General features: G+C 59.7%; 13 protein-coding genes and 4 tRNA genes. 12 read left to right on the top strand and 5 right to left on the bottom strand.

The genetic code is table 11. The annotated features are described in order from the left end of the window. Nucleotides 1–22: 22 nt before the first annotated feature. On the top strand, nt 23–979 hold the full coding sequence (locus ACQ4W6_RS18335) for a LysR substrate-binding domain-containing protein (protein WP_436568598.1): 957 nt from the start codon (nt 23–25) through the stop codon (nt 977–979). Nucleotides 980–985: 6 nt separating this feature from the next. Here the strand turns inward: ACQ4W6_RS18335 and ssb are convergent, their stop codons facing one another. Continuing rightward, nucleotides 986–1,498 (bottom strand): single-stranded DNA-binding protein, encoded by a 513-nt coding sequence (ssb, locus tag ACQ4W6_RS18330; RefSeq protein ID WP_436568597.1) that lies wholly within the window; start codon nt 1,496–1,498, stop codon nt 986–988. Between the two features lie 379 nt (nt 1,499–1,877). Between ssb and uvrA the strand changes: the two genes are divergently transcribed. After that, the gene (gene uvrA / locus ACQ4W6_RS18325; protein ID WP_436568596.1) at nt 1,878–4,727 is read left to right on the top strand and encodes an excinuclease ABC subunit UvrA; all 2,850 of its coding nucleotides are present in this window, start codon (nt 1,878–1,880) and stop codon (nt 4,725–4,727) included. A 236-nt stretch (nt 4,728–4,963) separates the two neighbouring features. On the opposite strand, the gene ACQ4W6_RS18320 is transcribed toward uvrA, so the two are convergent. After that, entirely contained in the window at nt 4,964–6,835 is a 1,872-nt protein-coding gene (locus ACQ4W6_RS18320) for a phosphoenolpyruvate carboxykinase (GTP) (RefSeq protein WP_436568595.1), read from the bottom strand. Between the two features lie 369 nt (nt 6,836–7,204). Here ACQ4W6_RS18320 and ACQ4W6_RS18315 point away from each other — a divergent pair, with 369 nt between their 5' ends. Continuing rightward, nucleotides 7,205–8,218, top strand: a complete 1,014-nt coding sequence (locus ACQ4W6_RS18315; protein WP_436568594.1) for a D-2-hydroxyacid dehydrogenase family protein — start codon at nt 7,205–7,207, stop codon at nt 8,216–8,218. Here ACQ4W6_RS18315 and ACQ4W6_RS18310 read toward each other — a convergent pair. Next, nucleotides 8,206–8,979, bottom strand: coding sequence for an L-asparaginase (locus tag ACQ4W6_RS18310; RefSeq protein WP_436568593.1), 774 nt, complete (start codon nt 8,977–8,979; stop codon nt 8,206–8,208). The genes ACQ4W6_RS18315 and ACQ4W6_RS18310 overlap by 13 nt on opposite strands. A 154-nt stretch (nt 8,980–9,133) precedes the next feature. Here ACQ4W6_RS18310 and ACQ4W6_RS18305 point away from each other — a divergent pair, with 154 nt between their 5' ends. Both ACQ4W6_RS18305 and ACQ4W6_RS18300 read left to right on the top strand, forming a co-directional pair. After that, entirely contained in the window at nt 9,134–9,619 is a 486-nt protein-coding gene (locus ACQ4W6_RS18305) for an asparaginase domain-containing protein (RefSeq protein WP_436568592.1), read from the top strand. Between the two features lie 520 nt (nt 9,620–10,139). Continuing rightward, on the top strand, nt 10,140–12,863 hold the full coding sequence (locus ACQ4W6_RS18300; protein ID WP_436568591.1) for a TonB-dependent receptor: 2,724 nt from the start codon (nt 10,140–10,142) through the stop codon (nt 12,861–12,863). 143 nt (nt 12,864–13,006) lie between these two features. Here ACQ4W6_RS18300 and ACQ4W6_RS18295 read toward each other — a convergent pair whose 3' ends face one another. Together ACQ4W6_RS18295 and dinB are read right to left on the bottom strand one after the other, a co-directional pair. Next, nucleotides 13,007–13,903, bottom strand: a complete 897-nt coding sequence (locus tag ACQ4W6_RS18295; RefSeq protein ID WP_436568590.1) for a recombination-associated protein RdgC — start codon at nt 13,901–13,903, stop codon at nt 13,007–13,009. 118 nt (nt 13,904–14,021) lie between these two features. After that, a complete protein-coding gene (dinB, locus tag ACQ4W6_RS18290; RefSeq protein WP_436568589.1) occupies nt 14,022–15,212 on the bottom strand; it encodes a DNA polymerase IV in 1,191 nt (396 codons plus the stop codon). Between the two features lie 179 nt (nt 15,213–15,391). Here dinB and ACQ4W6_RS18285 point away from each other — a divergent pair, with 179 nt between their 5' ends. From ACQ4W6_RS18285 to ACQ4W6_RS18255, 7 genes are all read left to right on the top strand, one after another. Then, the gene (locus ACQ4W6_RS18285; RefSeq protein ID WP_436568588.1) at nt 15,392–17,569 is read left to right on the top strand and encodes a S9 family peptidase; all 2,178 of its coding nucleotides are present in this window, start codon (nt 15,392–15,394) and stop codon (nt 17,567–17,569) included. Between the two features lie 111 nt (nt 17,570–17,680). Beyond that, a tRNA-Val gene (locus ACQ4W6_RS18280) sits at nt 17,681–17,756 on the top strand. 54 nt (nt 17,757–17,810) lie between these two features. Then, nucleotides 17,811–17,887, top strand: a tRNA-Asp gene (locus ACQ4W6_RS18275). A 228-nt stretch (nt 17,888–18,115) separates the two neighbouring features. Next, nucleotides 18,116–18,191 (top strand) — tRNA-Val (locus ACQ4W6_RS18270). A 54-nt stretch (nt 18,192–18,245) separates the two neighbouring features. Beyond that, a tRNA-Asp gene (locus ACQ4W6_RS18265) sits at nt 18,246–18,322 on the top strand. A 108-nt stretch (nt 18,323–18,430) separates the two neighbouring features. Beyond that, nucleotides 18,431–19,528: a hypothetical protein gene (locus ACQ4W6_RS18260; RefSeq protein ID WP_436568587.1), complete on the top strand. Its 1,098-nt coding sequence runs from the start codon at nt 18,431–18,433 to the stop codon at nt 19,526–19,528. Continuing rightward, the gene (locus ACQ4W6_RS18255) at nt 19,519–20,145 is read left to right on the top strand and encodes an ABC transporter ATP-binding protein (RefSeq protein WP_436568586.1); all 627 of its coding nucleotides are present in this window, start codon (nt 19,519–19,521) and stop codon (nt 20,143–20,145) included. The genes ACQ4W6_RS18260 and ACQ4W6_RS18255 overlap by 10 nt, the downstream gene beginning before the upstream one ends. The last annotated feature ends 73 nt before the right edge of the window (nt 20,146–20,218 follow it).

Below are 20,218 nucleotides of genomic sequence, written 5' to 3'. Positions count from 1 at the left end.
CTACTATAGATTTCTTCTATATATGACTTCTGCTCAACTACGTGCTTTCCTGGCCGTCGCCCGCCACCGCAGCTTTACCGCCGCCGCCCAGACGCTGGGCCTGAGCCAGCCTACGCTGACTTCGCAAGTCCAGGCGCTGGAGCGCCAGAACAATGTCGAACTGTTTCACCGGCGCGGGCGCCGCCTGGAACTGACCGATATCGGCCAGAAGCTGATGCCGATTGCGCAGAAAATGTCGGAGCTGGAACTGGACGCCCACAGCCTGCTGTACAACGCCGGCGTGCTCAATGCCGGCCATCTGAAAGTCGGCGCGGTGGGACCCTTCCATGTCATCGAGATCGTCGAGGCTTACCGCCAGCGCTATCCGCATATGGAGCTGTCTATCAGACTGGGCAACTCGGCGCAAACGCTGGCCGATCTGGAAAACTACCTGACCGATGTGGCTGTGCTGGCAAGCTTCAGCGATGATCCGCGCTTCGTCGCCCTTCCATACGCGAGCCATGCCGTGGTGTTGTTTGTCCATATCGGCCATCCCTTCGCGCAGCGCGAAGCGATCCGTGTGGAGGAGCTAAACCAGCAGCCGATGCTCATGCGCGAGCGCGGTTCGAGCACGCGACTGGCGCTGGAGCGCGTGCTCAAGCAAGCGGGGGTGACGCTCAAGGTAGCGATGGAAATCGGCAGCCGCGAGGCCTTGCGCGAGGCGGTAGCGCGCGGCTTGGGGCTGGGTGTCGTGTCCGAAGCGGAATTCATTGCTGATCCGCGCCTCCGGCGGGTGCGTATCGAAGGCGATCCAGTCACCACGCAAACCTATATCTACAGCTTGGCGGAGCGCAGGGACAGCCGCCTGGTCAACTCCTTCTTGGCGCAAGCGGTCGAATTGGTAGAGGGCAGGCACCACAATCAGTCGCAAGTGTGGGTAAATAAAAAAACCCGTTCTTCTCGCGAAGAACGGGCCTGTATCAACAAAAAAGATACTTAGTCAGATTTAAAACGGAATATCGTCATCCATATCCGAGAAGTTCGGCGCTGGCTTTGGTGCCGGGCGTGGCGCCGGGGCTGGCGCTGGGCGCGGGGCAGGTGCCTGGCGCGGAGCCGGGGCTGGGGCGTCGTAGCCACCACCACCGTAGCTTTCATCCGCACCGCCGGCGTCGCCGCCCATGCCGGAGCGACCGCCCAGCATTTGCATTTGTTCCGCGATGATGTCGGTTGCATACTTCTCGACGCCGTCCTTGTCCGTGTATTTACGCGTTTGCAGACGGCCTTCGACGTAGACGGAGGAACCTTTTTTCAGGTATTGGCCGACGATTTCCGCCAGGCGGCCGAAGAACGAAATACGGTGCCACTCTGTCAATTCTTTTTGTTCGCCCGTGTTGCGGTCCTTCGATTTGTACGAAGTGGCCACGGCGATGTTGGCAATCGCGTCGCCGCTAGGCATGTAGCGGATTTCCGGGTCACGGCCCAGATTGCCGACGATGATGACTTTGTTGACTGATGCCATGAATAACTCCTGATGAACTGCAGCGGGAGCCGGTGTCCCGCGCGTTAGTTTAGTGTACTAAACGAGGATTATAAGCGACCAGGCGGCGCAAAGCACACGCTTTCTCGGCTCGCCATCTACCGTGCGGCAGCACGTTTTTTTCACGGCAGGTGAAAACAGGAAACTTGAATACTGGTATTATATACAGTGTTTAAACGTCTGCACGCATCTGTATCAAACTTTCCCGGGGCACGCTCGCCTGGCGGCGCAATCCGCCCGTGACTGCCTCAGGCATGCGGATCAAAACCCGGCTATAGTAACAGGTTGACCCATTGTGGCTCCTCATCTGGCAGCTCACGCAATGCGCCGGCCGCACACTCACTGAAAGCAAGGCAATCACATGGAACAGATCCGCATTCGCGGCGCTCGCACGCATAACCTCAAGAATATCAATCTCGATTTGCCGCGCAACAAGCTCATCGTGATTACCGGCTTGTCCGGCTCCGGCAAATCCTCGCTGGCCTTCGACACTTTGTACGCGGAAGGCCAGCGCCGCTATGTCGAATCGCTGTCGGCCTACGCGCGCCAGTTCCTGCAATTGATGGAAAAGCCGGACGTGGACTTGATCGAGGGCCTATCGCCCGCCATCTCCATCGAACAGAAGGCAACTTCGCACAACCCGCGCTCCACGGTGGGCACCGTGACGGAAATCCACGATTATCTGCGCCTGCTGTATGCGCGCGTGGGCACGCCGTACTGCCCCGACCATCCGGAAAACGCGCTGGCCGCGCAATCCGTGTCGCAAATGGTCGATGCCGTGCTGGCCATGCCGGAAGACACCAAGCTGATGATCCTGGCGCCGGTCGTCGCCAATCGCAAGGGCGAGCATGTGGACCTGTTCGAGCAGATGCAGGCGCAGGGCTTCGTGCGCTTTCGCGTGCAGAGCGGCACGCATGCGGCCAAGATTTATGAAGTCGATGACCTCCCGAAACTGAAGAAAACGGAAAAACACACGATCGACGTCGTCATCGACCGCGTCAAGGTGAACCAGGAGATCAAGCAGCGCCTGGCGGAAAGTTTCGAGACGGCCCTGCGCCTGGCCGACGGCCGCGCCATCGCCTACGAAATGGAGTCCGCCAAGGAACACGTGTACTCCAACAAGTTCGCCTGCAATGTGTGTGGCTATTCCCTGCAGGAACTGGAACCGCGTCTGTTCTCGTTCAACAACCCCATGGGCGCCTGCCCCGAATGCGACGGCCTGGGACATATTGAATTCTTTGACCCGAAACGCATCGTTGCGTTCCCCAATCTGTCGCTGGCCTCGGGCGCCGTCAAGGGCTGGGACCGCCGCAACCAGTTTTACTTCCAGATGCTGTCGAACCTGGCCGCGTACTACGAATTCGACTTGGACATGCCGTTCGAGCAGCTCGATCTCAATTCCCAGCAAGCCGTGCTGTACGGTTCTGGCAAGCAAGTGATTCCATTTACCTACGTCAACGAACGGGGCCGTACCGTCATCAAGGAACACACCTTCGAAGGCGTGGTCAACAATTTGTCGCGCCGCTACCGCGAAACGGATTCCATGGCCGTCAAGGAAGAGCTGGCCAAGTTCATCAATGAAAAACAGTGCCCGTCGTGCCACGGCGCGCGCCTGCGCGTGGAAGCGCGCTTTGTCAAAGTAGGGACTGGAAAACAGCAGCGCGCCATCTATGAAGTGGCGGGAAAACCACTGCGCGAGACGCTGGAATTTTTTGAAAAACTGAAACTGACGGGCGCCAAGAAAGAGATCGCCGACAGGGTCGTCAAGGAAATCATTTCGCGCCTGAAATTTCTCAACAATGTAGGCCTCGACTACCTGTCGCTGGACCGCAGCGCCGACACGCTGTCCGGTGGCGAAGCCCAACGCATCCGCCTTGCATCGCAGATTGGCTCCGGTTTGACGGGCGTCATGTATGTGCTCGATGAACCGTCGATCGGCTTGCATCAGCGCGATAATGACCGATTGATCGAAACCCTGAAACACTTGCGCGACATCGGCAACAGCGTGCTGGTGGTCGAGCATGATGAAGACGCCATCCGCACCGCTGACTACATCGTCGACATGGGCATCGGCGCGGGCGTGCACGGCGGCGAAATCATTGCCGAAGGCACCCTGCAAGATATTTTAAAGAACAAGAAGTCGCTGACGGCGCAGTACCTGAACGGCAAGCTGAAAATCGCCGTACCAAACAAGCGCCACATCAGCAATCCGGAAAAGCAGCTGGTGATCACGGGCGCGACGGGCAACAACCTGAAAAACGTCTCCTTGAGCTTGCCGGTGGGCTTGATGACGTGCGTGACGGGCGTGTCTGGCTCGGGCAAATCGTCGCTGGTCAACGATACCCTGTATCCGGCCCTGTCGCGCCACTTGTACGGCTCGCAGACGGAACCGGCGGCGCACGAATCGATCAGCGGCCTGGAGCATTTCGACAAGGTCATCTCCGTCGACCAGGCGCCGATCGGGCGCACGCCGCGCTCCAATCCGGCCACATATACGGGCTTGTTTACACCGATCCGCGATTTGTTCTCCACCGTGCCGACAGCCAAGGAGCGGGGCTACAGCGCGGGACGCTTCTCGTTCAACGTCAAGGGCGGGCGCTGCGAAGCGTGCCAGGGCGATGGCGTGATCAAAGTCGAGATGCACTTCTTGCCCGACGTCTACGTGCCATGCGACGTATGCCACGGCAAGCGCTACAACCGCGAAACGCTGGAAGTGCAATACAAGGGCAAGAACATCACGGAAGTGCTGGGCATGACGGTGGAAGAGGCGCATGTATTCTTCAAACCCGTGCCATTGATCGCGCGCAAGCTGCAAACCCTGCTCGACGTGGGCCTGGGCTACATCAAGCTGGGCCAGAGCGCCACCACCCTCTCGGGCGGCGAGGCGCAGCGCGTGAAACTCTCGCTGGAACTGTCCAAGCGCGACACGGGCCGCACCCTGTATATCCTGGACGAACCGACCACGGGCTTGCACTTCCACGACATCGACTTGCTGCTGAAAGTCATCCACCGCCTGCGCGACCAGGGCAACACGCTGGTGATCATCGAGCACAACCTGGACGTCATCAAGACGGCCGACTGGCTGGTCGACCTGGGCCCCGAAGGCGGCGCCGGCGGCGGACAGATCATCGCCACGGGCACGCCGGAAGACGTGGCGCTGAACCCGGCCAGCGTGACGGGCAAATACCTGGGGCCGCTGCTGAAACAGTAAAGACCACAACACAATAAAAAACGGCGCGGCTTGCTCATGCAATCCGCGCCGTTTCTCTTTTTTATAGCACGCCAGTCGTTGCCGGCATGTCATTTATAGCACGCCAGTCTTTGCCGGCGTGTTTCTCCCCCCACTACAACTCCCAGCACCTGACAAGCTGCTGTGCTTCTTAGCCACAAATCACTGCCGCTCGCTATGCTTGTCAGGCGCCGCTTTACCTTACGTTTTACCTCAACTTACGCAGCCAGCCGCTTTTCCAGCGCAGCCTTGTTATCTGCCAATTCTTGCGGCAGATGATACGCGAGTTTTTCGAACAGCTCCGTATGCAATTTCAACTCGTCCACCCATGCGGCCTTGTCGATCGAGGTGATGGTGTCGAATTGTTCCTGCGTGAATGGCAAGCCATCCCAGTTCAGGTCGCCATACTGCGGCGTCGTGCCGAACAGGTTTTCCACGCCGCCCGCCGTGCCTTCGATGCGCTCCAGCATCCATTTGAGCACGCGCATATTGTCGCCAAAGCCAGGCCAGACGAATTTGCCAGCCTCGTCCGTACGGAACCAGTTGACGCAATAGATCTTCGGCAGGGCAGCCGGGTTGACTTTGCCCACTTTGACGCCCATGTCCAGCCAGTGCTGGAAGTAATCGCTCATGTTATAGCCGATAAATGGCAACATGGCAAATGGATCGCGGCGCACGATGCCCATCTGGCCCACGGCGGCAGCCGTCGTTTCGGAGCCCATGGTCGCTGCCATGTAGACGCCTTCGACCCAGTTGCGCGCTTCGGTGACGAGCGGCACGGTGGTCGAGCGGCGGCCACCGAAGATGAAGGCCGAGATCGGCACGCCGGCCGGATCGTCCCAGGCCGCGTCGATGACGGGGTTTTGCGTAGCAGCAACAGTAAAGCGCGCGTTCGGATGGGCGGCCTTGGTGCCGGACGCCGGCGTCCAGTCCTTGCCCTGCCAGTCGACCAGGTGTGCTGGCGCTTCCTTGGTCAAGCCTTCCCACCAGACGTCGCCATCATCCGTCAGCGCGACGTTGGTGAAGATGGTGTTGTCGCGCATGGAGGCCATGCAGTTGAAATTGGTTTTTTCATTCGTGCCCGGCGCCACGCCAAAGTAGCCCGCTTCCGGGTTGATGGCGTACAAACGGCCATCGGCACCCGGCTTGATCCAGGCGATATCGTCGCCGATGGTGGTCACTTTCCAGCCCTTGAAACTGGCTGGCGGGATCAGCATGGCGAAGTTGGTCTTGCCGCAGGCCGATGGGAACGCTGCCGCCACGTAATGTTTCTTGCCTTCCGGCGATTCGACGCCGAGGATCAGCATGTGTTCAGCCAGCCAGCCCGGGTTGTTGTCCGCCGCTTGCGCTTCCTGGTAGCCCATGGTCGAGGCGATGCGCAGGGCAAAACACTTCTTGCCCAGCAAGGCGTTGCCGCCGTAGCCGGAACCGAAGGACCAGATTTCACGCGTTTCCGGGAAATGCACGATGTATTTGGTGCTGTTGCACGGCCATTTCACGTCTGGCTGGCCGGCAGCCAGCGGCGCGCCCACGCTGTGCACGCATGGCACGAAGGCGCCATCGGTGCCCAGCACGTCATACACGGCACGGCCCATGCGGGTCATGATCTTCATGTTGACGGCGACGTAAGGCGAATCGGACAGTTCCACGCCGATGTGCGCGATCGGCGAGCCCAGCGGGCCCATCGAGAATGGCACGACGTACATGGTACGGCCGCGCATGCAGCCATCAAACAGGCCGTTCAGGGTGTGGCGCATTTCGCCAGGCTCGGTCCAGTTATTCGTCGGGCCGGCCGCTTCTTTCGTTGCCGAACAGATATACGTGCGGTCTTCGACGCGGGCCACGTCGCTCGGGTCGGAGCAGGCCAGGTAGGAATTCGGACGCTTTTCCCCGTTGAGTTTTTTCATGGTGCCGCTGGCAACCATTTCGGCGCACAGGCGCTCGTACTCTTCCTGCGAGCCATCGCACCAGTAGATGCGCTCCGGCTTGGTCAGCGCAGCGATGTCCGCCACCCAGTTGATCAGTTTCTGTTGTTTAATATAAGCTGGGACGTTGAGTGCGGCGACGCCACCCATGACGGGCTGATTCATATTACCTCCAATACCAATAAAAGAAATTCTGGTCGTTCCGGCAAGACAGGCAGCATCGTTAAGAGGTGGCTGCGGCTCACTGCGGGCGGTAAGATCACGCTGGCAGGGCTCTGGTGTCGTGTCGTGTCAGCCGCAGCGTTCGCGCCAGCGGCAGTAGCTCGATCTTGCTCCAAGATTGCAAGAACAGTTTGCGCTTCATTTGCACTTGGCGCATCAGGAAGCGTCAAAAGTGCCGGCGATTGTACACCCGCAAAACCGCTATTCTCGCAAAAATGTAGGAGAATAGCTTGACTAATGTAGTAGGCTATTCAGCATTTCCCGTATCCTGTTATTTCCCTACCAAATCCTCACTAAAATCGGCCATCTACCATGAAAATTGCCATACTCGATGATTACCAGGATGCCGTGCGCGGCCTCGATTGTTTCCAATTGCTCGATGGCCACGAGGTCAAGGTGTTCAGCAATACGGCGCGGGGACTGGGCCAGCTGGCAATCCGCCTGGCGCCGTTCGACGCGCTGGTGCTGATCCGCGAACGCAGCAGTTTGAACCGGGCGCTGCTGTCAAAATTACCAAATTTGAAACTTATTTCGCAGACGGGCAAGGTCGGCGGGCATATCGACGTCGCCGCAGCCACCGAGCTGGGCATCGCCATCGCGGAGGGCATCGGCTCGCCCACGGCGCCGGCCGAGCTGACGTGGGCGCTGATCATGGCGGCGCAGCGCAAGATCGTGCCGTACGCGCAACATTTACAGGAAGGACTATGGCAGACGGCGTCGCTCGAACCGGCGCGCAACACATTGGGCACGGTATTGAAAGGGCGTACCCTGGCCATCTGGGGCTACGGCAAGATCGGCCAGTTGATCGCCGGCTATGGCCGCGCGTTCGGCATGACCATCCTCGTCTGGGGCAGCGAAGCGAGCCGCGCCGCGGCCGTGGCCGCTGGCGACACGGCGGCAACATCGCGCGAGGCATTTTTTGAGCAAGCCGACGTATTGACCCTGCATCTGCGCCTGGCGGACGCCACGCGGGGCCTGGTGACGGCCGATGACCTGGCGCGCATGAAGCCGAGCGCGCTGTTCGTCAACACCAGCCGCGCCGAGCTGGTGATGGACGGCGCGCTGGAAGCGGCGCTGCTGCAGGGACGCCCGGGCGCCGCCGCGCTGGACGTGTTTACGGACGAACCGTTGCCGCCTGGGGCGCCGCTGTTGCTGCTGCCCAATGTGCTGGCCACGCCCCACCTGGGCTACGTCGAGCGTGACAGCTATGAACTGTATTTCCGCTACGCCCTGCAAAACATCGTGGATTTTGCGCAAGGTCAATGCACGCGCCTGCTCAATCCAGAGGCGCTGGCGCATGCGCGGCAAACGCCTCAGGAGCGCTGAAAGCCCTTCAGCAAGTCCGGCTCGCCCGTCATACTGATGGCGGGCGCCGGCAGCACATGCCGCCCGCGCCACAGGCCTGCCCAGCCGGGCGGCCAGGCGATAGGCGCGCCCGCATACGGCGCCACGCCGGCGCGCACAGCGACCACCGGCACGGGCGGCATGTCGGGCAAGGGCGCGCCGTCGATGCGCTGCATGTCCAGGCTATACATATAATTGGGCAACAAGGCCTCGCAGACGCGCCCGAACCACTCGCTATGGTCGTCATCGCGCCCCAGCGCCTGGGCCAGCCCCTGCGGGTCGAAACGCGCCAGCGCGTCGATCAGCTCGCTGGTCGACGCGCCCGGTGTATCGCCCCAGCCCATCACGGGATTGACGTTGTAATCGGCACCCGAGCCATACCAGCCTTCGCGCCAGGGCCGCTGCATCCAGTCGCGCGGCCCCGTGAACAGATGCCAGCGCCAGTGCAGGCCGGACGGCTTGGGCCAGGAATACAGATACAATTTTTGATAGCCGGCCTGGTGCAGCTCGCGCACCATGGCCATCAGGCGCGCATGCGGCATGCGGTCGGGCGGCGCACGGCGAAACAGGATCGCCTCGCCATCGGCAAACTGCACGTCGTCGGTCGACAGGTTCAGGTCCAGGGTGCGCGCCTCGCTGCCGAAGCGCGCGGCAATCCAGCCCGTCAGCAGATTGACGGACGTGATCACGCCATAACCACGGTGGCGGTGAAAAATGACGGTGCCAGGAGCGAGCGCTTTCATACGGGAGTCGGGCCGGTGGGCGAACAAAGAAACAAGTGTACTCACAGATGGCAGAATTTTCCAGACGCGACCGGCGGCCATTCACGCAAGGTACGCAATACATGCAATACACGATATCATGCCCGTCATTCTCCACTGACATCGTGACCACATCATGACTTTGCGCATACTCGCTACCGGCGGCACCTTCGACAAACACTACAACGAATTGAACGGCACACTGGGCTTTTCCGACAGTCATTTGCCGGCCGCCATCGCCCGCGCACGCATGACGGCGCCCGTGGCGCTGGAGCAACTGCCGCTGCTGGACTCGCTCGACATGCAGGATGCGGACCGCCAGCGCGTGCTGGCCTCGTGCCGCGCAGCGCAGGAAAAAGCCATCGTCATCATCCACGGCACCGATACCATGCGCGAAACGGCGCAAGTGCTGGGCGCGGCGCAATTGCAGCAAACGGTGATACTCACCGGCGCCATGATTCCTTATGAAATAAACAATTCAGACGCCCTGTTCAACCTGGGCTTTGCCTGCGGCGTGGCGCAAACCTTGCCGGCCGGCGTGTATGTGGCCATGAATGGCCAGATCTTCGCCTGGGACAATGTGCAAAAGAACCGCGCCGCCGGCGTATTCCAGCCCTTGTAAGCCGTGGCATGGCAACTGGCAGACAAGCCAGCAAGCAAGGCGCCTGATTTTCATTTTTTACAATTTAACAAGCCCGCAATCAGCGGGCTTTTTTTATATTTTTCACTTTGCATAAATTCCGCTCTTCTGCACTTTTTAACGAATTATTGCCGGTAAAACATCAAATTGCCAACATAATAATTTTATGTTGTAAAAAAACGCCATTAATAGTTTATTAAAATAATGATTTTTTCAAATAAAAGACTGCGATTTGACAATTAAATTAAATATTCTTCAACATTTGCAATTTATTGCCAAATTCGACATGGTTGATGTCCATTTTTTCTTGCTGAGACGACATAATGTTTGACTCGACAAGCAAAAGAGTGCATTTATAACAATATTGCACGCAGTAGTCTTCCACGTCCGTCCGGACTCAGGGCCGCTACCATACTCGCCATCGCTGGCCATCTATCCGATGGCCGTGCAGTGTTCGGGTACTGCTTGTCGTTATTAAAACTACTACGGAGTAATTGTTATAATGGCATTGAAAGAAAAAATTGGCGCGCGCAGCGTACGCCTGGCCCTGACCGTTCTGGCAGGTAGCGTCTTGTTCTCTGGCCAGTCCATGGCAGATGAAGCGATTCAAAAAGTTGAAATTACCGGTTCGAGCATCAAGCGTATCGCCGTCGAAGGCGCACTGCCGGTGCAGCGCCTGACGCAAGAAGCGATCGCCAAGACGGGCGCGACCACCGTGGCCGATCTGATGCAAGCTCTGCCAGCCATGCAAGGTTTCACCATCGGCGCAGTGGCTGCAGGCTCAAACTCGGGCGGCCGCACCAGCGCGTCGATCCATGACATCGGCGAAAGCTATACCCTGGTGCTGCTGAACGGTCGCCGCATCGCGCCACAAGGCTCGGGCACCTCCGTCAATCTGAACGCGATTCCAATGAGCGCCATCGAGCGCGTAGAAATCCTGACCGACGGCGCTTCGGCCCTGTACGGTTCGGATGCTATTGCTGGCGTCATCAACTTCATTCTGAAGAAAAATGTTCAAGGCGTAACCCTGGAAGCGACCTATGGTGGCCCTGAAGACAAGGGTGGCAGCGCCTGGAATACGAATGTCACCGCCGGTTTCGGTGACCTGGACGAAGACCGTTACAACGTGCTGGTTTCCTACCGCCACGACGAACAAGAAAAACTGCGCGCAACCGATCGTTCGTTTGCGAACACCTCCTACGTGCCATTCAGCCGCAATGGCAAGAACTACGTATGGGACCGTACCAGCACCTCGGCCTCGCCGGCCGGTGCCACCGTCGCCTTCAAGGACAACACTGCGACCGCTTTCTCCCCTTACCTGAAGCAAAACGGCAACTGCGCTGAGCACAGCTATGTCACGCTGAGCAACTCAAATGCTTGCGGTTTCGATACCGGCTCTACCGTGGAAATCGTGCCACAATCGAAACGCGACAGCCTGTTCGTCAAGGGCACCTACAAGCTCAACGACAACCTGAACGCGTTTGCAGAAATGGCTTTGTCGCGTTTTGACTTGACGGCCCGTATCGCCGCCAATCCAGTGCCGATTTCGATCGCCAAGAACAGCGCCCTGTACAACACCTACGTCAAGCCTTACCTGACGCCGGCGCAGCAAGACAACATCAAATCGGTTACCGCCAACTACCGTAGTACCGACTGGGGCTTGCGTTCGAGCACCACCATCACCGACACCAAGCACCTGGTGCTGGGCGTGGAAGGCGAACTGGGCGCGTGGAACTTCGAAAGCGGCCTGACCTGGTCGCAAAACGCGATCGACGAGCGCTACACCGGCGGCTATGCCAAGAATACGGAATTCAAGGCCGTCGTGGCCAACCCGCTGTTCAATCCGTTCGCCGGTTCGCAGTCGGCAGCCCTGCAATCGCAGATCGATGCGTCGCAGTACACGGGTTCGATCCGCACCGCATCGACCACCATGCGCGGCGTCGATAGCCACGGTTCGCGTGAACTGTTCAGCCTGCCAGGCGGCAAAGCCAGCATCGGCGTGGGCGGCGATTACCGCACTTATCGCTACGAGCAATCGCCTAACGCCAATGCCAACAGCGACACCATCTACAACTTCAATGAATCGCCTGCTTACGACCTGAGCCGTGACACTTATGGCGCCTTCATCGAGTTGCTGGCACCGCTGACCAAGTCCCTGGAAGTAACCGTTGGCGGCCGCTACGACAATGTCTCGGAAATCGACAACGGCATCACCAAGAGCACCATGGGCAAGAGCGACAGCGCCAACACCTACAAAGTGTCGGCCCGCTGGCAGCCGGTGCAGACCGTCTTGATCCGCGGTTCCTACGGTACCGGCTTCAAGGCGCCTAGCATGCTCGACATCGGCCAGCCACTGGTCAATGCCGGCTTTACCGCCAAGTCCTACGATTGCCCGTTCCCAGGCACGCAATACTGCCGTTCGTCGTCCACCCAGTACAACGAATTGTCGGGCGGTAACGAAAATCTGAAATCGGAAAAATCGAAACAGTTCACCGTTGGTTTCCGTATCGAGCCTACGTCGGCCTTCTCGTTTGGCGCCGACCTGTGGGACGTGAAGATCACCGACGCCGTGTCGGCTGTCAGCGAAGCGCAAGCGTTTGCCAATCCGGCGCTGTATAACTCGCTGTTCAGCACCTACACCGAGCCATCGACCGGTAATACCTACTATGCGTTCAAATCGCTGTCGATGAACATCGGCCAGACGCATAACCGCGGTATCGACTGGGATATGTCCGCGAACCACAAGTTCGCGTTCGGCAAATTGACCGCCAACCTGAGCGGCACCCACATGATCCGGGCCGACTACACCGTGCCAGGCACCAAGGATCAATGGACCAGCAATATGAACTACTACGGCATCACCGATGCCGTCACGTTCCGTAACCTGATCAAATTGAATGTCAGCCTCGAAAGCGGCCGCCTGACCAATACCCTGATCGCCAGCTACCGCAACGGCTACACCGATGCTGAAGCAACGGTGCGTAACGTTGATTCAGGCCTGAACGAGAAACTGCGTCTGCAAGTTCCTTCGTACACCACCATCGACTGGCAAGGCCGTTTTGCCTACAACCAGTCGACCACGATCCGTGCAGGCATCAAAAACCTGTTCGACCGTGCACCGCCTCTGTCGCTGCGCGCTTCGTCGGGCCACCAGGTCGGTTTCGACCCACGTTACGCCGATCCAATGATGCGTTCGTTCTACATCACCGGCAATTACAAGTTCTAATTTGACGTCTTGAATTAGCTTGTATCCAGAGCGCCTTGCACTTTACCGTGCAAGGCGCTTTTTTTTATCTTCTGCGCAAGGTACAGGCGAAAAAAAGGAGCCGTAGCTCCTTTTCCGTACCAGCATGACTGCGCTTATTGCACTTACGCAGTCGCTTCGCCGCCCAGGGCTGCGACCACGTCGGCCATCAGCTTGCTCAGCTCGCCCGTCATCAGCATCACATCGCCGTCGAAACGCTCTTCGTCGTTCTTCGTGCTCGATTCCGTTTCCTTGATCACGTCGAGCGGCTTGACGCTCTTGATGGCCAGCGACTCCGTCAGCACGAACGAGATCTTGTCGTTCCACGTCATGGCCAGGCGCGTACATTGCTTGCCGGCCGCGATGTGGCGACGCACATCGTCCGCCTCCAGGGTGTGGCGCACATAGCGCACGGTGGCCTTGCTCTCGCCCGTGGCGCGCAATTCCGTATCCATGTCGACCGTGAAGCCGGCAGGCGCGTCGTCAGCCTGCAGCCATTCCGTCATCACCGCCACCGGCGAGCGCTGTACGCGCAGGCTTTCCAGCGGCAATTTGTCGACGGCTTTGAGCAGCAGCTTGATGACTTCATCGGCCTTTGCCGGGCTGGCGGCATCGACCACCAGCCAGCCATTGACGGGATCGATCCACGTCCAGACATTGCTGCGGATGCTGAAAGCGCGCGGCAGCAACTCGTCGGCCACGCGTTCCTTCAATTCTTTCATGGCTTTCTTGCCCGGCGCAAAGCCTTGCGCTTCTTCCATCTCGGCAGCGCGGGCCTTGGCCACCTGGTTGATGACGGTCGCTGGCAACAATTTCTTTTCCGTGCCCAGCAGGATCAGCATCTGCTTGTTGACCACGTGCACCAGGCCGCCGTTCGGGCGCGGCGTATCCCAGCCCTGGCGCATCAGATCCATGCTGGTCGCCGGCGTAAATTTGTTCGAGGACAAGGCCTCTTCCAGTTGTTCTGGCGTATAAGCCCATGGTACGGGCAGGCGGTAAATCTGAAGATTCTTGAACCACATAGTTTTTGTCTTCCGTTTGTTTCAGTAGTGCCAGGGGAACGCCATTCTACACTTTCGACACGCTCCTGCCGTCAAAAGCGCGCTCTGGCGCGATGCTTTTAATAAGCGCTTTGGTTTGCTACAGGGCGGGGAACAGCTCGGCCTGGGCGGGCAGTTGCCGCGTGACCACGGCCGGATCGCACAAGGTCGAAATGCGCACGCCCAGCAGGCGGATTTTCTTTTCGAACGGCACGCGCCGCAAACAATCGCGGCTGGCGCGCAAGATGGCGGCGGCGTCCGCTGTTGCACTGGGTAAAGTAATGTCGCGCGTCACGGTGCTGAAATCCTCAAAACGCAGCTTGATGCCCACCGTGCGCCCCGCCAGCGACTGCTTGTCCAGGTCGCCCGCCACGCGCGTGCACAGGCTTTCCAGCTTTTCCGACAGGGTGGCGCGGTCGCGCACCACCTGCAAGTCGCGCTCGAACGTGGTTTCACGGCTGACGGACTTGGTTTCGCGGCTCGTCTGCACGGGGCGATCATCGATGCCCAGCGCCGCCTGGTGCAGCCAGCTGGTATACAGGTCGCCAAATTGCGTGCGCAGCATGGCCATGTCGGCCTTTGCCAGCTCGCCAATGCTGACGATGCCCAGCGCTTCGAGCTTGGCCGTCGCCTTGGGGCCGATGCCATTGATTTTTTTTGCCGGCAAGGGCCATACGCGCGTCTCGACATCTTCGGGGTACAAGATGGTCAGCCCGTCTGGCTTTTCCAGGTCGGAACAGATTTTTGCCAGCAATTTGTTGGGCGCCAGGCCGATCGAGCACGACAGGCCCGTCGCCTCGAACACGGCCGCCTTCAGGCGCGCCGCCATGGCCGGCCCCTGCTCGCCGTGTTCGCTCAGGTCGACATAGATTTCATCGATGCCCACGTTTTGAATGATGGGGGCGATATTCGCCACGGCCTGCTTGAAGCGCGCCGAATACTCGCGGTAAGCCTCGAAATCGGCCGGCAGCAAGATGCTGTCCGGCGCCAGCTTGGCTGCCTTCATGATGCCCATGGCGGAAAACACGCCAAACGCGCGCGCCGCGTAAGTGGACGTGGTGACGACGCCGCGCCCCACGTAATCGCGCATGCGCGCAAATTGCCGCGTGCCATCAGCTTGCAGCACGGGTTGCTGCAGGCGCCCGCCGCCGATGACGACGGCGGCACCGTGCAATTCCGGATATTTCAGCAATTCGACGGAGGCAAAAAAGGCATCCATGTCCAGGTGGGCTATCCAGCGGCCGGCGACCGGGCGGCGCGCTTCAGTATGTGGTTGGGCAGATAGAGTCAAAAGCACCTCGCGGCGGGTCGGCTTGCCTCAGTGTGGCAAGGAACTGTACATGCATACAGTATTACCGGAAATGCGCCGGTATGCAAGGTGAAACGCACGAAGACGGGCGGTAGCGATCTGCAGTTGCTTTTCCCAATGGCAAGATTACAATCTTGCTACAACTATTAAAGGGAGTTGCCTTGTCTATCGCCTATCACGCCTTGCGCCGCCGGTCCGCCTGCTTATCCATCCTGCCTGCCCTGCTGCTGTCCACGCTGTCGCCATCCGCGACAGCCGCCGACGTTGCCACCACCGCCACCACGGCCACGGCCACCGCGCCCGTTGCCGCCAAGACAGCCTGGCAGGAAACACGCCACGGCACGGTCGTCACGGACGACTACCGCTGGCTGCAAAAGAAGACCGATCCGGCCGTCATCGACTATTTGAATGCGGAAAACGCCTACACTGCCGCCGTGACAAAGCCGATACAGCCGCTGGCCGACAAGGTCTACGCCGAAGTGAAGGGCCGCATGCAGGAAGTGGACCTGTCCGTGCCTGTGCGCATGGGTCACTTCTACTATTACACGCGCACGGAAGCGGGCAAGCAATACCCTATTCACTGCCGCCGCCCGACTGGCGCCGCCGGTGTCTACGATGCGCAAGCCGTTGAAGAGGTCTTGCTGGACCAGAACCAGCTGGCCGACGGCCACAAGTTCTTTTCCGTGCGCGCCTTTGCCGTCAGCCCGAATGAACAGTTGCTGGCCTACACCACCGACACGACGGGTTTCCGCCAGTACGAGCTGCATGTCAAGGACTTAAAAACGGGCAAGTTGCTGCTTGATACCATGCCGCGCGTCACCTCGCTGGCCTGGGCGGCGGACAATGCCACCCTGATGCTGGCCCAGGAAGACGCCACCACCAAGCGCTCGGACCGTTTGTTCCGCCTGGCCCTGGGCGGCGCACCGCAGCAAGTGTATTACGAGTCCGTGGAACAATTTTCCATCGGCGTAGACCGCACGCAAGACAAGAAATTCTTTACCCTCAGAACCGGCAGCACCGATACCAGCGAAGTATTCCTGCTGCCCACCGACCAGCCCGGCGGTGTTTTCAAATCCGTGTTGCCGCGCGAAAAAGGCCACCGCTACGGCATCGAACACCGCGATGGCCAGTTGTATATTCTGACCAACAAGGATGCAAAGAACTTCCGCATCGTCAGCGCGCCACTGGCCGCGCCACAACCGAAGAACTGGAAGCCGCTGGTGCCGCACGACAAGGATGCCGTCATCAAGTCGCTCGATGTATTCCAGGGCTACCTGGTGGTGATGGAAAAGACGCGCGCCCTGAACCGCGCACGCATCTACGACTTTGCGCACAAGAACTGGAAAACCGTGCAGTTCGACGACCCCGTCTACCTGGCCAGCGCGGCCGGCACGCCGGAATTTTCCGCCACGCAATTTCGCATGTCATATCAATCGCCCGTCACGCCACCCACCGTCATCGACGTGGCCATGGCCGATGGCAAGCGCACGGTGCTGAAGCAGCAGGAAATCGTCGGCGGCTATGATCCTTCCCGTTACACCACGCAGCGCTTGTGGGTGAAAGCGCGCGATGGCGTGCAAGTGCCGCTGTGGATCGTCTACAAGAAAGGCGTCAAGCTCGACGGCTCCGCACCGCTGCTGCTGTATTCATATGGCTCCTACGGCATTTCCACGGAAGCGGGTTTTGCCATCAGCCGCATCAGCCTGCTGGAACGGGACGTGATCTATGCGCAGGCACACATCCGCGGCGGCACCGACATGGGCGAAGCGTGGCATGAAGACGGCATGCTGATGAAGAAGAAAAACACCTTCAATGACTTCATCGACAGCGCCGACTACCTGGTGCGCGAAAAATGGACCAGCCCGAACCGCCTGATCATCCAGGGCGGTAGCGCGGGCGGCTTGCTGATGGGCGCCGTCGTCAACCTGCGCCCCGAGCTGTTCCACGCCGTGCACGCAGCCGTGCCGTTTGTCGACGTGATGAATACCATGATGGACGCCAGCCTGCCGTTGACCACGGGCGAATACCTGGAATGGGGCGACCCGAACCAGAAGGCAGCCTACGACTACATGCTCAGCTACTCGCCGTATGACAACATTGCGCGCAAGAACTATCCCTCCATGCTGGTGACGACGGGCTTGAACGATAGCCAGGTCATGTACTGGGAGCCAGCCAAATACGTGGCCAAGTTGCGCGCCTACAAGACGGACGGCAATCCCTTGCTGCTGAAAACGAATATGGGCGCCGGCCACGGCGGCGCGTCGGGCCGCTATGACGCCATCAAGGAAAACGCCTTCAATATGGCGTGGATGCTGTCGCAGTGGGGCATCGACAGCTGAAACAGCAAAAAAACAGGAAAAAGCGCTTGCACAAGGATTTTCGCCGTCCTATAATAGCGCCTCTTCCAGACGTGGTGACAAACGTCGGGATGGTTTTCTGAGACAAGCAACGGGTGCTTAGCTCAGTTGGTAGAGCGGCGCCCTTACAAGGCGTAGGTCGGGAGTTCGAGCCTCTCAGCACCCACCAAATCAGAAAACTGTCCAGTGCTTCATGGATCAGCAACACAGATCATACGAGCTTGGAGTGGTAGTTCAGTTGGTTAGAATACCGGCCTGTCACGTCGGGGGTCGCGGGTTCGAGTCCCGTCCGCTCCGCCAATAAAAGAAAAGCCCTTTGGTTCTCTGAACCGAAGGGCTTTTCCCATTGTGGGGCAACAAATGCGCCAGAAAAGCTGCCATCTTCCCTTGCCCTCGACATTTTTGCATTTTTTAGCAAAAAAACTGCTTTTAGCCCCCAAGAATAGTTGCACAAGCGGGAACACGCCCCCTATAATAGTGCCTCTTCCAGACGTGGTGACAAACGTCGGGATAGTTTTCTGGGTATGCGGGTGCTTAGCTCAGTTGGTAGAGCGGCGCCCTTACAAGGCGTAGGTCGGGAGTTCGAGCCTCTCAGCACCCACCAAAACAGAAAATTATCCAGTGCTTCATGGATCAGCAACACAGATCATACGAGCTTGGAGTGGTAGTTCAGTTGGTTAGAATACCGGCCTGTCACGTCGGGGGTCGCGGGTTCGAGTCCCGTCCGCTCCGCCAATAAAAGAAAAGCCCTTTGGTTCTCTGAACCGAAGGGCTTTTCCCATTTCCGCGCCAGAAATACACTAAAATCAGCGCACCTCCTGACTCTGCCCGCCCACGATGCGCTTGCCCCGCAATATTCATCCCTATCTCGCCTTGCGCTTGCGCCTGGCCCATCATGCTCTGCTGCAATTTGCCGCCAGCCTGGCCAGCTCCGTGGAAATCCTCGTTTTCCTGGCCGGCCCCGTCTTGCTGGGCCTGCTTAGCGTCATCGCCCTGCCCAGCTTGCTGGCAGTGACCCTGCCCTGGCCTGCCGCCCTGGGCGTCTTGAGCGCGCAAGCATTGCTCACCAGCCTGCCCGCCTGGCTGCTGCGCAAGCGGCTGTTGCCCGCCAATATCGCGGCCTGGCTGCGCCAGCTGCCCTTGCCGCGCCAACTGCGCTGGCAAGCCGATGTGGCCGTGGCTGGCTTGCTGATGTTGCCGCTGGGCATCGTCTATGCCATCTCGACGGGCGTGTGGCTGGTGCAATCGCCACCCTGGCTGCGTCCGATTGTCGCGCCCGGCATTGCCGCCACCGTCGCCGCATGGCTGCTGGCCTGGCTGTTGACGAGCTGCATGCTGGCGCTGCGCCTGCGCGCGCCACGCCCCGTGCAGCAGGCGCGGCAACTCACGGCGAGCACCTATCTGCCGCACGCGCCCCGCTGGCGCACCGTGTTCCTGTGGCGCCAGCTGTTCTGGCTGCCATTCTGGCGCAACGAGAATGTGATTGGCATCCAGCAAGGCGTGCTGCTGGCCGGCGCCGTGGCCAGCATGCTGGCCTGGCTGCTGCGCGCGCCATTCGTGCCCGCACCACTGCTTGGTTTACTGGCCAGCGCCAGCCTGATCCTGTTGACAGACCGTGGCGACAAGGCCGTGCGCGAGCAGATCACCGTGTTGCGCCCAATACTGAATGCCTGGCCCTTCGCCAGCGGCCGCCTGACCCGCCTGGCCTGCGCCATCAGCCTGCTACCCGCCTTTGCCGTGCTGCTGGGCGCCGGCGCCTTGCTGTACGGCATCAATCCTGCCGCCTTGCAGCAGCGCGTGACCAGCGTGTATGCCATCACCGCCAGCGTGGCCCTGCTGGCCATCGTCGGCCTGCCGCGCCTGACGGCGCGCGGGCGTGTCGTGCTGGTCGCCTTGTCCATCCTTGCCTTGAGCGCCATCGGAAGCGAATTATGGAATTGAATGTCTCTTCTCCCGTGCTGCACATCGAGCAGCTCGATTTTCACTTTGCCACGCACAGCGTGTTCCAGCGCCGCAATCTGCAATTCGGCGCCGGCATCAGCTGGCTGCGCGGCGCGAACGGGGCGGGCAAGACCACCTTGCTGAAGCTGGCGGGCGGCGCCCTGCTGCCCGCGCATGGCGCCATCCGCCTCGATGGCATCGACAGCACCAGCATGGCGCTGGCCTACCGTGCGCAAGCCTTTTATTGCGGCGGCGACGCGCCCGCCCTGCCCTGGCTGACGGTCAGCGAATGGCTGGACCTGCACCTGGCCCTGTATCCGGGCAGCGACCAGGCCCTGCTGAACGAGGAACTCACAGCGTTTGCCATGACGTCCACCTTGCAGCAAAGCATCACCGCCCTCTCCCTGGGACAGCACAAGAAGTTGCAACTGGCGCTGGCCATGGCCTTGCCCGTACGTTTGCTGCTGATCGACGAGCCGTTCAATGGCCTCGACGCAGCCGCCATGGCCTATTTGCGCCAGCGCCTGGCCGAGCCTGCCCGCCTGGCGCGCCAATGCATCGTGCTGACCAGCCACCTGGAGCCGCAACTGCCGTTGGCGGCAACGGTGCAACTATGAAATAGTTCTTTGCGGATAGTTAAGGCACAGCTTACGATGCCGGCTTGCACCAGCCGGCGATCCCGGCGCAGCC

The sequence above is a fragment of the Janthinobacterium woesei genome, from assembly GCF_051380875.1.
Taxonomy (GTDB): Bacteria; Pseudomonadota; Gammaproteobacteria; order Burkholderiales; family Burkholderiaceae_D; genus Janthinobacterium.
This window is presented reverse-complemented; position numbering and strand designations above follow the sequence as displayed.

What these genes read in the sequence shown, in the direction of transcription:
- ACQ4W6_RS18335 (WP_436568598.1), top strand. Translation starts at nt 23, where the DNA reads ATGACTTCTGCTCAACTACGTGCTTTCCTGGCCGTCGCCCGCCACCGC.
- ssb (WP_436568597.1), bottom strand. Translation starts at nt 1,498, where the DNA reads ATGGCATCAGTCAACAAAGTCATCATCGTCGGCAATCTGGGCCGTGAC.
- uvrA (WP_436568596.1), top strand. Translation starts at nt 1,878, where the DNA reads ATGGAACAGATCCGCATTCGCGGCGCTCGCACGCATAACCTCAAGAAT.
- ACQ4W6_RS18320 (WP_436568595.1), bottom strand. Translation starts at nt 6,835, where the DNA reads ATGAATCAGCCCGTCATGGGTGGCGTCGCCGCACTCAACGTCCCAGCT.
- ACQ4W6_RS18315 (WP_436568594.1), top strand. Translation starts at nt 7,205, where the DNA reads ATGAAAATTGCCATACTCGATGATTACCAGGATGCCGTGCGCGGCCTC.
- ACQ4W6_RS18310 (WP_436568593.1), bottom strand. Translation starts at nt 8,979, where the DNA reads ATGAAAGCGCTCGCTCCTGGCACCGTCATTTTTCACCGCCACCGTGGT.
- ACQ4W6_RS18305 (WP_436568592.1), top strand. Translation starts at nt 9,134, where the DNA reads ATGACTTTGCGCATACTCGCTACCGGCGGCACCTTCGACAAACACTAC.
- ACQ4W6_RS18300 (WP_436568591.1), top strand. Translation starts at nt 10,140, where the DNA reads ATGGCATTGAAAGAAAAAATTGGCGCGCGCAGCGTACGCCTGGCCCTG.
- ACQ4W6_RS18295 (WP_436568590.1), bottom strand. Translation starts at nt 13,903, where the DNA reads ATGTGGTTCAAGAATCTTCAGATTTACCGCCTGCCCGTACCATGGGCT.
- ACQ4W6_RS18255 (WP_436568586.1), top strand. Translation starts at nt 19,519, where the DNA reads ATGGAATTGAATGTCTCTTCTCCCGTGCTGCACATCGAGCAGCTCGAT.